Source organism: Thermonema sp. (assembly GCF_026003375.1).
Classification (GTDB): domain Bacteria; phylum Bacteroidota; class Bacteroidia; order Cytophagales; family Thermonemataceae; genus Thermonema; species Thermonema rossianum.
In genome coordinates this window covers 800,742-815,308 of the sequence record NZ_BPHD01000001.1, presented here as the reverse complement: position 1 = coordinate 815,308, position 14,567 = coordinate 800,742, and the positions used below count along the sequence as shown (strand labels likewise).

Genomic DNA, 14,567 nt, shown 5'->3' with positions numbered 1-14,567 from the left:
ATTTCATCATGGAACATACACTTCGCACTTCCCGTATTCGCATAACTGACTGGGGGCAGCAATACCATCATTACATACAGCTTTTAGACGATGACCTGTTGTTGAGCCTGCGCAAGAACCGGGAGGAAGTGAACCGTTTGTTGGGCAACCTGACCGACGAGCAGGCTGCTTATGCCTATGCACCCGGCAAATGGTCTATCAAGGAGGTGCTGGGGCACATCATTGATGCCGAGCGTGTGATGAGCTACAGGGCTATGTGCATTGCCCGTGGCGAAAAGCAAACTTTGCCCGGTTTCGATGAAGACGACTATGTGGCAGAAGCACAGTTTGCGCACCGTTCTATGCGCTCACTGCTCGATGAATTCAACCATTTGCGCCATGCCAATATGTGTTTGTTTGAAAGCTTCGATGAAACTGTGCTTGCCCGGCGTGGCATAGCCAATGGGGTGGAGGTGAGTGTCTTGGCCCTTTGTGCCGTTGTGGCAGGTCATGCCATCCATCATGTGAACCTACTCAAAGAAAAATATTTACCTGTTATATAACGTTTACAAGAAAACATAATACGGAAGCTCATGAAGAGAATTTTTATCTATTTCTTGTTGGTTTTGGGGCTGTGGTCCATAACAGGACACTACAGCCAAGCGCAACAGACCAAACCACGCAACGGCGTGGCAGAGCCCAGAGAAGGATTGTATGCCTTTACGCATGCCACCTTGTGGCTCGACTACCGCACCAAGATAGAAGACGCCACCCTCTTGATACGTCAAGGGCGGGTCATTGCAGCCGGAAAAAAGGTGTCTGTGCCAAAAGAAGCCGTAGTCATCGACTTGGCAGGCAAGCACGTCTATCCTTCGTTTATTGATTTGTATTCGCACTATGGCATGCCCAAGGTAGAAGAGCGCCCCTGGCGCCGAGGACCACAGATCGAATCTTCGAAGCAAGGCGCCTATTATTGGAACGAAGCCGTGCGCGCCGAGCAAGAAGCGGCTTCCATGTTTGTAAACAAAGCGAAAGAAGCAGAAGACCTGAAAAAAGCCGGCTTCGGTGCCGTGCTTACGCACTATCCTGATGGCATTGTGCGTGGCAGCGGGGCTTTGGTCAGCTTGGCAGGGGAAGGCGAAGAGCACCTCTCTATTTTAAAAGAGCGCGCTTCCACGCATTTTGCCTTTCAACGGGGCAGCAGTCAGCAGGATTATCCCACTTCCTTGATGGGCATGGTGGCGCTCGTTCGCCAAGTGTACTACGATGCCGACTGGTATGCCAAAAGCCAAGAGCCGAACAAAGAGCACAACCTTACGCTCGAGGCTTTTAACCGCCAGCGCAACCTGCCTGCTATTTTCGAGGTAGAGCACCGCTTGCAGGCTCTGACTGCCGACAAGATAGGCGATGAGTTCGGTGTGCAATATATTATCAAGGGGGCAGGCGATGAATATATGCGCCTGAATGAATTGAAGCAAACCGGGGCTACTTTTATTGTACCGCTCAACTTCCCCAAGCCCTATGACGTGAGCGACCCCGCCGACGCACAGCTGGTAACGCTGGCGCAAATGAAACACTGGGAGCTGGCACCGTCGAATGCCGCCCGTTTGGCGCAGGCAGGCATTCCTTTTGTTTTCACGGCAGCAGGGCTCGACAAAGCCGAAGACCTCATAGCGCAGGTGCAAAAAGCCATAGAGGCAGGTCTCTCGCCCGAAGAAGCCCTGAAAGCCTTGACTTACCGCCCGGCTCAATTGCTGGGGGTGGAAAACGAGCTGGGCGTTTTGAAGCCCGGCGCCTGGGCTAATTTCCTCATTACTTCAGGGGAAATATTCGACAAAGAAACCACCATTTATGAAAACTGGGTGCAGGGCAAGCGCTATGTGTTGGCAGACATGAGCCTGAAGCCCATTGCCGGCAAGTATGAGCTGGAAATGAACGGCAAGAAGTTAAGCCTGACGGTTAAAGGCAAGCCCCATGCCCCACAAATGAGCCTGCGTGCCGAAGGCGACACCACCGACACCAAAGTCAATGTGCAGCGCCAAGGCGATTTGCTTACACTGTACTTCACCTTGGGAAGTGGCGAGGCAGCCACCTTGTATCGTTTGACCGGATGGATTAAAGACAAAGCGCTGGAAGGGAAAGGGCAAGATGCCGAAGGCAAATGGTTTGAATGGGTAGCCCGTTACCAAGGCGCGGCAGAAGAAAAAGAAGAGAAAAAAGAAGAAAAAGAGAAAAAGGTAGCAGAGGAAGAGAAAAAAGAGCAGGCAGCAGGCGAAGTGATTTATCCTTTTGTAGCCTATGGACGTGCGCAGCTGCCACCACAAGAAACCGTGCTTATCAAAGATGCGGTGGTGTGGACCAACGAAGCCGAAGGCATCATTCAAGAAGGCGACGTGCTGATTCAAAACGGCAAAATAGCTGCCGTAGGCAAGGAGCTGAAAGCCCCCAAAGGTGCCAAAATCATCGATGCAGCGGGCAAACACCTAACCCCCGGTATCATTGATGAGCACTCACACATTGCCTTGTTTAGCGTGAACGAAGCCGGGCAAGCCATCTCGGCGGAGGTGCGCATGGCCGATGCCGTCAATTCCGAAGACGTAAACATTTACCGTCAGTTGGCGGGGGGCGTTACTGCCGCACAGCTGTTGCATGGTTCGGCAAACCCCATAGGTGGGCAGTCAGCCATCATCAAAATGCGTTGGGGCATGGCACCGGCACAAATGTTGATAGAAGGGGCAGACGGCTTCATTAAGTTTGCGCTGGGCGAAAATGTAAAACAAAGCAACTGGGGCGACGACTACCGCATCCGCTATCCTCAAACGCGCATGGGCGTGGAGCAGGTGATGGTCGATGCCTTCACCCGCGCGCTTCAGTATGAAAAAGAAAAAGAAGAAGCAGCCAAGAGCAAGGGCAAAAAAGTGGTACGCACCGACCTGGAACTGGAAACGCTGCTTGAAATTCTTAATAAAAAGCGTTTTATCACCTGCCATTCTTATGTAGCTTCCGAAATTACCATGCTCATGCGTGTGGCTGAGCGTTTTGGCTTCCGTGTCAATACCTTTACGCACATTCTGGAAGGCTACAAAGTAGCTGACAAGATGAAAGCACACGGTGCCGGGGCTTCTACCTTTGCCGACTGGTGGGCATATAAAAACGAGGTAAAAGATGCCATCCCCTACAATGCCGCCATCATGCACAAAGTAGGTCTGACTGTAGCCATCAATTCCGACGATGCCGAAATGGGGCGCCGCCTGAACCAAGAAGCAGCCAAGGCGGTAAAATACGGGGGCGTGAGCGAAGAAGAAGCCCTGAAAATGGTGACTTTAAACCCTGCCAAGCTCTTGCATCTTGACCACCGCATGGGAAGCATCAAAGTAGGGAAAGACGCCGACTTGGTGATATGGTCAGACCACCCCTTGTCTATTTACGCCAAAGCAGAAAAGACCTTTGTTGATGGGCGCCTGATGTATGACATGGAAGAAGACAAACAACTGCGCGAATTCATTGCAAAAGAGCGCGCACGCTTGATTCAAAAGATGATAGAAGCCAAAAACGGAGGCGCTTCCACCCAAAAAGCAGGGCATCGCCCGCATAAAGACTTCCATTGCGAAGACCTGGAAGAAAACTTCTTGGACTTTTAAACAGGCATATAGCTTCAAGCCTTTGCCAGACCGCCTTGCGAGCATCGTAAGGCGGTTTTGTTTTTTCCTTTTTTAAAAGACGGAAAAAGGTGTTTCCACAGCTGCTTTTTGTGGCAGGAAGTGGGCAGTCTTATTTGGCTTTTAGGTAAAAAGCGTGTAGCTTTCTTTTTAAAATAAAACAAAAGGTCATGATAGAATCACGTAACCCATATAACAACGAAGTACTGGCAACGTACGAAGCAGAAGATGCCGGGCGCATAGAGCAGAAGATAAACCAAGCCCATGAAGCTTTTCTTGATTGGCGCTGCCGCTCTTTTGACGAGCGTGCCGGGCTGATGCGTAAAGTGGCTGATTTGCTGCGTGAGCGGAAAGAATCCTTGGCGCAGCTTATGACAGTTGAAATGGGCAAAGTCCGGCGCGAAGCCATTGCCGAAGTGGAGAAATGTGCCTGGGTATGCGATTATTATGCCACCTATGCCGGGCAGTTCTTGACCGAAGAAGTGGTGCGTACCGACGCCTCTCGCAGTTATGTGCGTTTTGCCCCTTTGGGCGTGGTGTTGGCTGTCATGCCTTGGAACTTCCCTTTTTGGCAGGTATTTCGTTTTGCAGCCCCCGCTTTGATGGCAGGCAATGCCGCTTTGCTCAAGCATGCGTCCAATGTGCCGCAGTGTGCGTTGGCAATAGAAAAACTGTTTGTAGATGCCGGTTTCCCGGAACATATTTTCCAAACGCTGCTCATCGGTGCCGGAGCAGTAGAAGCGGTTATCCGGCATGACAAGGTGCGGGCAGTCACACTTACGGGCAGCGAAGCAGCCGGACGCAAAGTGGCCGCTGTGGCCGGCGAGTGTCTGAAGAAAACAGTGCTGGAGTTGGGCGGAAGCGACCCCTTCATTGTGTTGCCCGATGTGGACATAGAAGCCGTGGCAGCTAAGGCAGTGCAAGCCCGTATGATAAACAACGGACAGTCTTGTATTGCTGCCAAGCGGTTTATTGTTCATGCCGGCATTTATGATTCTTTTGCGGAAGCCTTTGTCGAACATATGCGCAAACTGCGTTTCGGTAAGCCGGAAGACGAGGCCACCGACTATGCAGCCATGGCGCGCCATGACCTGCGCGATGAATTGCATGCTCAGGTGCAAGCGAGCATAAAAGCAGGTGCTACCTGCCTTTTGGGAGGCAAGCCCATGGAGCACCCCGGTGCTTGCTACGAGCCCACCGTGCTGGCCGGCGTACTGCCCGGCATGCCCGCCTTCGATGAAGAGCTGTTCGGACCGGTGGCTGCACTCATCAAAGCTTCTTCTACAGAGGAAGCGCTGCAGCTTGCCAACCGCTCGGCCTATGGCTTGGGCGGCTCTGTATGGACTGCCGACACGCTGAAAGGGGAGCAGCTGGCGCAACAGCTGGAAGTAGGATGCGCCTTTGTGAATGGCATTGTGAAGTCGGACCCGCGCCTGCCTTTTGGGGGCGTGAAGCATTCGGGCTATGGCAGGGAATTGTCTATCTTTGGCATCCGCGAATTCGTGAATATACAAACCCTGTGGATAGCTTGATGAAAAAACCACCTTTTGAACATTACGAAGAGGCAGTGGCTTGGCTTTACGGGCAACTGCCTCTTTTTGAGAAACAAGGCGCCGCTGCTTATAAGCCCGGCTTGGAGCGCATGGAAGCAATGGCGGCGCTGCTGGGGCATCCCGAAGGTCGCTTTCGTGCCATCCACATTGCCGGCACCAATGGCAAAGGCAGTGTGGCGCATTTGTTAGCCAATGCCCTGTATGCAGCAGGTTACAAAACAGCCTTGTTTACATCGCCCCATATCCACCGCTTTACCGAGAGAATCAGGGTCGATGGCAAAGAAGTGCCTGCTGCCTTTGTGTTGGACTTCGTGAACCGCCACCATGCCTTGGTAGAGCGTTTTCGCCCCACTTTTTTTGAATGGGTCACGCTGATGGCTTTTGATTTTTTTGCCCGGCAAGAAGTAGATGTGGCAGTAGTGGAGGTGGGCATGGGCGGTCGCTTGGATGCCACCAATATTTTAATGCCTGAAATGGGCGTAATTACCCGCATAGCTCTCGACCATCAGCAGTTTTTGGGCGATACCTTGGCACAAATTGCTGCCGAAAAAGCCGGTATCATCAAAAAAGGAATGCGGGTGGTGATTGGGCGCCGGCAAGCAGAAACCACTGCCGTGTATGAAGAGAAAGCTGCCGGGCAAGCAGCACGCTTGTTGTGGGCAGAAGACAAAGCCGGAATGGCATGGGGCGCTTTCTTGGCTGACGGAAGGCGCCGGGCAACCATTCAGGACCACACAACATGTTTCGATATTGAAACCCCGCTGACAGCCGCTTATCAGGCAGACAATTTGTTGACCGCCTGGGTGACTTTTAAAGAGTGGATGACCACGGAAGGGCGCAATGAAGAAGCCCAAGCCGCTTTTCGAAAGGGGGCGTGCTTGTCTGTTTTTCGTCTGAAAGGGCGTTGGCAGCGCTTGCGTACACAAGCCCTTGTTTTTGCAGATGCCGCACATAATGAAGAAGGCATACGGGCGTTGTGCCGCCAGATTGAACAGATACGGCCTGCACATTGCCGTTGGGTCATAGGATTGGCTGCCGATAAGAACTTATCACTTTTGGCTTCTTGCTTGCCTGCGGCAAAGTCTTCTTACTACTGCTGCGCTGCCCGGTCGCCACGTGCATTAGCGGCAACACAGCTGGCAGCCGAATTGCAAAAACAGGCTTTAGAGGCGCGTGCCTATACTTCGGTGAACGAGGCTTTGCAAGCTGCCATGCACGACTACCAAGAAGGCGAACTGATAGTGGTGGCAGGCAGTCATTTTATTTTGGCAGAGCTGCCCGAAGCACTTTTTGAGTGAAAGCAAGGAAGGCAGCAAGCACACTCTACTAATTGGGTGCGCTTGCCGCTCTTGTTTGAATTACATGTCTTGTACAACCTCAAGCACTTGCCGTATATACGCTTCACTAAAATCGAAGCGTATGCCTGCTGTGGCGTATATGTCTGCAATAGAGCGTGTATATCCCGGTTTCAAGGCACTCATATAGTCTTGGAGCGCTCGCTTCCGGTCTGCTTGATAGTTCTTCCATAGAGCGAGAGCACCCAGCTGGGCAATGCCGTATTCTATGTAATAGAAAGGCACTTCATAGATATGCAACTGCTTTTGCCAGAAGTAATCATGATATTCTTCGAGGTCGTGCCAGTCGGTGAGGTGGTCATGAAAGCGGGTGTATATGTCGTGCCATGCTTTACGCCGCTGTTCATGATTGTGTTTGGGGTGCGTGTAAAGCCAATGTTGGAAGGCATCGATGCAGGCCACCCACGGAAGCGTTTCTATGATTTCTTGTTTTTGGAAGGCGTAGGCACGCTGTAAGTCTTCTTTTTGGGGCAAATACACATCCCATGCAGGCATGGTGATGAGTTCCATGCTCATAGAAGCAAGCTCTGCCACTTCGGAAGGCACTTCTTTAAAGACAGCCAAGGGGAGGTCTGCCATCAAAATAGAATGCACGGCATGCCCCATTTCATGAAGCAAGGTGGTCACGTCGCGCAGGTTGCCACTGGCATTCATGAAAATAAAGGGCAAGTTCGAGACAGGCAAAGGGTAGTTATAGCCCCCCGGGGCTTTATTCTTCCGGGAAGAGAGGTCCAAGTGACCGGCTTCCCGGAGGCGTTCCAGACATTCGGCAAAGAAAGGATGGGTTTGTTCCAGGCAGGCTTTGGTCCTTTCTATCAAGTCCTTTTCGTCGCTAAACGGATGCAAGGGAGGGCGCCCCAGCGGGTCGGCTTTCCAGTCCCAGGGTTTGAGCTTGCTTACACCCATTTGCTGTTGGCGTTCGGCAGCCAAGGCATCGAGCAGGGGAACAGCATGGCGTGCCACGGCTTCGTGGAACTGCAGACAATCGCCGGGCGTGTAATCGAAACGGCACAGCTCATCCCAGATATAATCCCTGTAGTTGGCATAACCGGCTTGGGTAGCTATCTGATGCCGCAGCGCCAGCAGTTCGTCCAGCAGTTCGTCCAGCTCTTTGCGATCTTTCAGGCGCCTTTCGGCTATCTTTACATAGGCTTCTTCCCGCTTGTTCCGGTTGGGGTCAAAAAGCAGGTCTTGCGCTTGCTGCAGGGTCAATTCTTTGCCGTCGATATGCACGGTCATGCTGCCGGCTATTTTGCCATATTCCTGTTGCAGTACCTGCACTCTTGTAATAAGCGGAATGTTTTTTTCCTGAAAGAGGTCTATTTGCTTACGCAGGCGTCTGATATAAATGTCGTAAGCCGGTTCTTGTTTTAACCGGTTGATAAAAGGCGATTCAAAAGCCTTGCGGTTGAGCTTTTGTGTGTATTGCAAGCTGACGGGTTGAATTTCTTCCACAAATTGCTCAAATGCCTGCTTGGCTTCTTGGTCGGCGGTGTTGCAGGTGTAACGGATATAAAGCCAGCCCATGGCTTCGGCCAGTTGGGTTTCCAGTTCGTTGCGGTCGCTGAACCAGCGCTTCAGTGCTTCGAGGCTGTCTATGGGGCGCCGCAGCAGGTCTTCATAGTAAGGAATGATGCTTTCGGCAGAGCGCGTATCTATGTTGTCCACAAACTGAGCCATGTTATGATATGTTTGAACGTTTGTTTATTGAAAGTTGATTTCCGTGTTGTCGCCTATGTTCAGGCTTTGGCGCAGCCCTTTGAGGGCGCTGTCGTTGCCTATGATGGAGTCGTGTAAAACCACATAATCGAGGTGGCTGAAGGAGCCAATGATGGAGTTGGAAATGATGGATGACTGCACTATGGCGTCATTTCCGATGGCTACGTTGGGTCCGATGATGGAATTGCTGATTTTACAGTTCTCGCCAATACTAACCGGCGGAATGATGATGGTATTGGGAAAATGCGGGAGATCGGTTTTATACTTGCTTTGGTTCAACAAGATGGCATTGGCTTCGAGAATGGTCTCTTTCTTTCCGCAGTCATACCAATGGCGCACGGGCAGGGCGTAAATTTCTTCGTCTTTTTCTATCATGCGCTGCAGGGCATCGGTCAGGTGGTACTCACCGCGGTTTTTGAGCTGATTCTCTATCAAATACTGGATACACTCGAAAAGCAACGGTAGGTTTTTGAGCTTATAAATACCGACCAGCGCCAGGTTGGATTTCGGTATTTTGGGTTTTTCTTCCAAGCGCAAAATGCGCCCGTTGGCATCGGTTTCGGCAATGCCGAACAGCCCCGGCTGCGATACTTTTTTAACACCTACCGCCGAGGTGCGCATGCTCAACAGCGCTTTCCAGTTCAGGTGTGCGATGGTATCGCCCAAAACAACCAATATTTGCTCTTCCTGAATGAGCAGGTCTTTGGCAACCCAAAGCGCATGTGCCAGCCCTTCCCGTGGTTCCTGCACCACGAAAGTCATATTGAGCTTGCCTTCATAGCTTTCACGAATAAACAGCTCTATTTTGTCGCCCAGGTAGCCGATGATGAATACAAAGTCCTGCAAGCCCTCTTCCAGCAGGCTGTCTATAATGTGCCCCAGCAGGGGTTTGCCGGCTACCGGCACCAAAGACTTGGGTTGCGTGTGGGTGTGTGGACGAAGCCGCGAGCCTATGCCCGCTACCGGTATGACTACTTTCATAGTTTTCCTAAAAATGACAAACAACAGGCAATATAATAACTATTATCATGCATTTGACGAAATGCCGGCAAACATAACACCTTTATTTTGTATTCTGTATTCATATTGTATAAAAAAAACTTAACTTTGTACTATTCTTAAAGAGTTTTTGTGTAGTGTAGTTACTTAAAAAGTGTAAGTCTGTGGAAACCAAACCTTATAAACCGGAAAACCATGTACGCCTGGTAACAGCGGCTTCCCTTTTCGACGGGCACGATGCCGCCATCAACCTGATGCGCCGTATTATGCAGGCATCGGGCGCCGAAGTGATTCACCTGGGACACAACCGCTCGGTGCAGGAAATCGTGGAGTGTGCCATTCAGGAAGATGTGCAAGGCATTGCCGTTACCTCTTATCAAGGGGGGCACATGGAGTTCTTTCAGTATATGTATGATTTGCTGAAGGAGCGGGAGGTGAATATTAAAATATTTGGAGGCGGTGGGGGGACCATCTTGCCTTCCGAGATAGAAGAACTGCACCGCTACGGCATTACGCGCATCTATCATCCCGACGACGGGCGGGCCATGGGCTTGCAGGGCATGATCAACGATGTGCTCAAAAAAGCCGACTTCCCCACTTATATTCCCAAAGCCAAGCGCCAACGGTTGGCAGCTGCCGGTGCCGATGACACCGAAGAGCATGACCCTTCGGCACGTTTTCAAGACCTGCAATATTTGGTGGAAAATGTAGAGACCAAAGACTCGCGCGTGATTGCCCGCCTGATTACCGTGGCTGAAAATGCCCCCGAAGATTACAGCGAGATACAAGAAACCGTCCGGCAGAAGGCGGCTCAAAAGAAAATCCCCGTTTTGGGTATTACGGGCACGGGCGGTGCCGGTAAGTCTTCGCTGGTCGATGAGTTGGTGCGCCGCTATTTACTCGACTTCGAAGAGCACACCATTGCTATCATTTCCGTGGACCCCTCGAAGAAAAAAAGCGGCGGTGCTTTGTTGGGCGACCGTATCCGTATGAATTCCATCCACAACCCGCGTGTATATATGCGCTCAATGGCTACCCGCCAAGCCAACCTTGCTTTGAGCCAGCATGTGCAGCATGCCATCGACATATGCAAGGCGGCGGGCTACGACTTGGTGATTGTAGAAACCTCAGGTATTGGGCAGTCCGACACCGAAATTGTGGACCATTCGGACGTCTCTTTGTATGTGATGACTGCCGAATATGGGGCAGCCACGCAGCTCGAAAAAATAGATATGCTCGAGTTTGCCGATGTGATTGCCATCAATAAATTCGACAAGCGCGGCTCGCTCGATGCCCTGCGCGACGTGCGCAAGCAATACAAGCGCAACCACATGCTTTTTGATGTGCCCGATGAGGAATTGCCCATTTACGGCACCATCGCTTCGCAGTTCAACGACCCCGGCACCAACGTGTTGTACCGCAAGCTGATGGATAAAATTGTAGAAAAAACCGGTGCCGAACATTTACGCTCCGACTTCGAGATTACCGAAGGCATGTCGAAGAAGGTCTATATCATACCGCCCGACCGGGTGCGTTACCTTGCCGAAATATGCGAGACCAGCGAGCGCTACGACCGTTTTGTGCAAGAGCAGTCGGAGATAGCCCGCCGTATGTATCAGCTCAAAGGTACCATTGAGCAGTTGCGTGCCAACATAGGCAAGAAGGTGATAGAGGTAGAAGAAAACGAGGGCGTGGTGCAGGCAATACAATACGAGCAGGGCGAGCCCGAATACCTCAAAGACCTCATTGAAATGTACCGGGAGCTGGAAGAGAAACTGGACCCCGAGTGCAAGCGTCTGTTGCAAGAGTGGCCCGAAATGGTGAAGCGTTACCAAGCAGACAAATACCAGTTCCGGGTGCGCGACAAAGTCATAGAGCAAGACCTTTATACTACTTCGCTTTCGGGTACGCGCATTCCTAAGGTGGCTTTGCCCAAATACAAAGACTGGGGCGATATTTTGAAATGGCTGCTTACTGAAAATGCCCCCGGTTTCTTCCCCTATGCGGCGGGAGTGTTCCCATTGAAGCGTACCGGTGAGCTGCCTACCCGTATGTTTGCCGGCGAGGGCGGTCCCGAGCGCACCAACAAACGCTTCCATTTTCTGTGTGAAGGCATGCCGGCTCATCGCCTGTCAACCGCTTTCGACAGTGTGACCCTTTATGGCGAAGACCCGGACTACCGCCCCGATATTTATGGGAAAATAGGCAACTCGGGCGTGAGTGTGGCCACCCTGGACGACGCCAAGAAGCTCTATTCCGGCTTCAACCTGGCAGACCCCAAAACGTCCGTCTCGATGACCATCAACGGACCGGCTCCCATGATGCTGGCTTTCTTCATGAACACCGCCATCGACCAGCAGTGCGAACTTTACATCAAGCAGCATGGCTTGGAAGAAGAAGTGCAGCGCAAAATCGATGAGATTTACCGCCAAAAAGGCGTGCCGCGTCCCTATTACAACGGTGAGTTGCCGCATGGACACAACGGCTTGGGCTTGATGCTGCTGGGCGTGACCGGCGATGAAGTGCTGCCGCGTGAAGTATATGAAAAAATTAAAGCGGACACGCTCTCGAAAGTGCGTGGTACCGTGCAAGCCGATATCTTGAAAGAAGATCAGGCGCAAAATACCTGCATTTTCTCTACCGAGTTTGCCCTGCGCATGATGGGCGACATACAGCAATACTTTATCGATCACCGGGTGCGCAATTTTTACTCGGTGTCCATCAGTGGGTACCATATTGCCGAGGCGGGCGCCAACCCCATTACGCAGCTGGCGCTGACCTTGTCGAATGCCTTCACCTATGTGGAGTATTACCTGAGCCGCGGCATGCACATCGACGACTTTGCGCCCAATTTGTCTTTCTTCTTTTCGAACGGCATGGACCCCGAATATTCGGTGCTGGGGCGTGTGGCACGGCGCATCTGGGCAAAAGCCATCAAATATAAGTACGGCGGCAATGAGCGCAGCCAAAAGCTGAAATACCATATTCAGACCTCGGGGCGTTCGTTGCATGCACAAGAAATTGCTTTCAACGACATACGCACCACCCTGCAGGCGCTCTATGCCATTTATGACAACTGCAACTCGCTGCATACCAACGCTTATGATGAGGCGATTACGACGCCTACCGAAGAAAGTGTGCGCCGCGCAGTGGCTATTCAGTTGATTATCAACCTTGAATTGGGCTTGGCTAAGAATGAAAACCCGCTGCAGGGCTCTTTCATCATAGAGCAGCTTACCGACTTGGTAGAGCAAGCCGTATTGAAGGAATTCATGTCTATTTCGGAACGTGGGGGCGTGCTGGGCGCCATGGAGCGCATGTATCAGCGTGCCAAGATACAAGATGAGTCCATGTATTACGAAATGAAGAAACACAGCGGCGAGTTGCCCATCGTGGGCGTGAACACTTTCCTTGACCCCGAAGGCTCTCCTACCGATATACCCGAAAAGGTGGTGCGGGCAAGTAAAGAAGAGAAAGAGTTTGCCATTAACAGCCTGCGTGCTTTCCAAGAGCGCAACAAAGAAGCGGCACCAAAGGCATTGAAAATGCTGCAAGAAACAGCCGTGGAAAACCGCAACGTTTTCGAGGCGCTTATGGAAGCAGCCAAGGTGTGTTCCTTAGGACAAATGACCCACGCACTCTATGAAGTAGGGGGGCAGTATCGTCGCAACATGTAACGACAAAAGAAGAAAAGCACCGGGGGCAAAAGACAAATATTCTTGCTCCCGGCTTTTTAAAAAAAGCATCTCCGGTTTGGTATTGAGTGGAATAGGTTGTATATTTGCGACCCTGTAATGGTCTAAAAAAACGAAACGAACATGTACGCAATCATTGAAGTAGCGGGACAGCAATTCAAAGTAGAAAAAGACCGTTATATCTACGTGCACCGCTTGCCCAACGCAGAGGGCGAGGAATTGACTATAGACAAGGTGTTGCTCGTAGATGATAACGGCGCTGTGTCCGTAGGTGCCCCCACAGTAGAAGGCGCCCAGGTAAAAGCCAAAGTATTGGAACACTTGAAAGGCGAAAAAATCATCGTCTTCAAGAAAAAGCGTCGTAAAGGCTACAGACGCAAAAACGGTCATCGTCAGTACTTGACGAAACTGCAGATTGTAGATATTGTAAAATAATTTTAAAACGAAAGAATTATGGCTCACAAGAAAGGTGTCGGTAGTTCGAAGAACGGTCGTGAATCAGAAAGCAAACGCTTGGGTGTGAAAATATATGGTGGTCAATTTGCGAAGGCGGGCAACATCATTGTTCGTCAGCGTGGCACCAAGCATCACCCGGGGCAAAATGTAGGCATGGGTAAAGACCATACCCTGTTTGCATTGGTTGATGGCATCGTGCGCTTCAAGCGCAAAGGCTTCGACAAGAAGTCTTATGTGTATGTAGAACCTGTTTCTAAGGATGCCAACTAAGCCAAGTAGCTTGAAGGCACAATATTAGTAGTAAAGCCGCCTCCACAGGCGGCTTTTTTTATTTCTACCGGGTGAAGGTGATAAAAAAATTCTCTTCAACTTTTGAATTTAGTTTTGCGTAAAAGAGTGAAAAACAAAAAATCAATTTTGTGCATTCCTTCTCCGGAAAGGCATTGAAATTAAAGCGGCAGCAGGAGTAAAAACTTGTTCTTTGCCGTAAACAGATAAAATATAACATCTGGTTGGTACGTGCGCTTACCATTTTGTTTTGAATCTTTTTTCTTTTTGTAAAGAAATGGTTGTTTTTAATTTTGCTTTTTTAATACTGTGTTAAAATTTCATTTGGATTTATTTTATAAAACAAATGGTTTTTTAAATAAAAACTTGTTTTATATTTGCATCCAAGAACGCAAACATACATGCATTATGGCTGATAAAAAGGAAAAAACCCGCTACTCTCCCGAGGAATTGAAGGAGTTCGAAGAGCTGATTTTGCAAAAGCTGCGTCAGGCAGAGGCTGAATTGGAAGAGCTGAAGCGTTCGATGATGAAATTGGACGACGCAGGTACCAGCGATACCGAGGGGGGGAATCTCAACCTGCTGGAAGATGGCGCCGATACGCTCGAAAAGGAGAGCATCAACCAGTTGGCAGCACGCCAGCAGAAATTTATCAATCAGCTGAGGATGGCTTTGGTGCGCATTAAAAACGGCACTTATGGTATCTGTGTTGATACAGGCAAGCTTATTCCCAAAGAGCGCCTGCGCATTGTGCCGCATACGCAACACTCCATTGAAGCCAAATTGAACAAAGATTAACAACAACGCTTATTAAGTTTGTACCTTGTCAATACATGGAAGCCGCTGTGTATTTCCTGCCGCAAA

General features: G+C 50.6%; 10 protein-coding genes. 8 read left to right on the top strand and 2 right to left on the bottom strand.

The window, feature by feature from the left end:
* The first annotated feature begins 8 nt into the window (after positions 1-8).
* The 4 genes from QVE43_RS03450 (at position 9) to QVE43_RS03435 (ending at position 6,489) form a co-directional block, all read left to right on the top strand.
* Entirely contained in the window at positions 9-542 is a 534-nt protein-coding gene (locus tag QVE43_RS03450) for a DinB family protein (RefSeq protein WP_288004317.1), read from the top strand.
* A gap of 30 nt (positions 543-572) precedes the next feature.
* On the top strand, positions 573-3,620 hold the full coding sequence (locus tag QVE43_RS03445; protein ID WP_288004316.1) for an amidohydrolase family protein: 3,048 nt from the start codon (positions 573-575) through the stop codon (positions 3,618-3,620).
* A gap of 188 nt (positions 3,621-3,808) precedes the next feature.
* Positions 3,809-5,170, top strand: a complete 1,362-nt coding sequence (locus QVE43_RS03440; protein WP_288004314.1) for an NAD-dependent succinate-semialdehyde dehydrogenase — start codon at positions 3,809-3,811, stop codon at positions 5,168-5,170.
* A complete protein-coding gene (locus tag QVE43_RS03435; protein ID WP_288004810.1) occupies positions 5,170-6,489 on the top strand; it encodes a folylpolyglutamate synthase/dihydrofolate synthase family protein in 1,320 nt (439 codons plus the stop codon). Before QVE43_RS03440 ends, QVE43_RS03435 begins: the two co-directional genes overlap by 1 nt.
* A 60-nt stretch (positions 6,490-6,549) precedes the next feature.
* On the opposite strand, the gene QVE43_RS03430 is transcribed toward QVE43_RS03435, so the two are convergent.
* Positions 6,550-8,226 (bottom strand): M3 family oligoendopeptidase, encoded by a 1,677-nt coding sequence (locus QVE43_RS03430; protein ID WP_288004312.1) that lies wholly within the window; start codon positions 8,224-8,226, stop codon positions 6,550-6,552.
* 24 nt (positions 8,227-8,250) lie between these two features.
* Positions 8,251-9,246, bottom strand: a complete 996-nt coding sequence (locus tag QVE43_RS03425) for a sugar phosphate nucleotidyltransferase (RefSeq protein WP_288004310.1) — start codon at positions 9,244-9,246, stop codon at positions 8,251-8,253.
* Between the two features lie 182 nt (positions 9,247-9,428).
* Between QVE43_RS03425 and QVE43_RS03420 the strand changes: the two genes are divergently transcribed.
* The 4 genes from QVE43_RS03420 to QVE43_RS03405 all read left to right on the top strand — a co-directional run bounded on the left by QVE43_RS03420 (position 9,429) and on the right by QVE43_RS03405 (position 14,501).
* Complete coding sequence (locus QVE43_RS03420) at positions 9,429-12,941, top strand: methylmalonyl-CoA mutase family protein (protein WP_288004308.1); 3,513 nt, start codon at positions 9,429-9,431, stop codon at positions 12,939-12,941.
* A 141-nt stretch (positions 12,942-13,082) separates the two neighbouring features.
* Positions 13,083-13,394, top strand: a complete 312-nt coding sequence (gene rplU / locus QVE43_RS03415; protein ID WP_288004306.1) for a 50S ribosomal protein L21 — start codon at positions 13,083-13,085, stop codon at positions 13,392-13,394.
* Between the two features lie 18 nt (positions 13,395-13,412).
* Positions 13,413-13,685: a 50S ribosomal protein L27 gene (rpmA, locus tag QVE43_RS03410; RefSeq protein ID WP_038032466.1), complete on the top strand. Its 273-nt coding sequence runs from the start codon at positions 13,413-13,415 to the stop codon at positions 13,683-13,685.
* 426 nt (positions 13,686-14,111) lie between these two features.
* Positions 14,112-14,501: a TraR/DksA C4-type zinc finger protein gene (locus QVE43_RS03405; RefSeq protein WP_038032477.1), complete on the top strand. Its 390-nt coding sequence runs from the start codon at positions 14,112-14,114 to the stop codon at positions 14,499-14,501.
* The last annotated feature ends 66 nt before the right edge of the window (positions 14,502-14,567 follow it).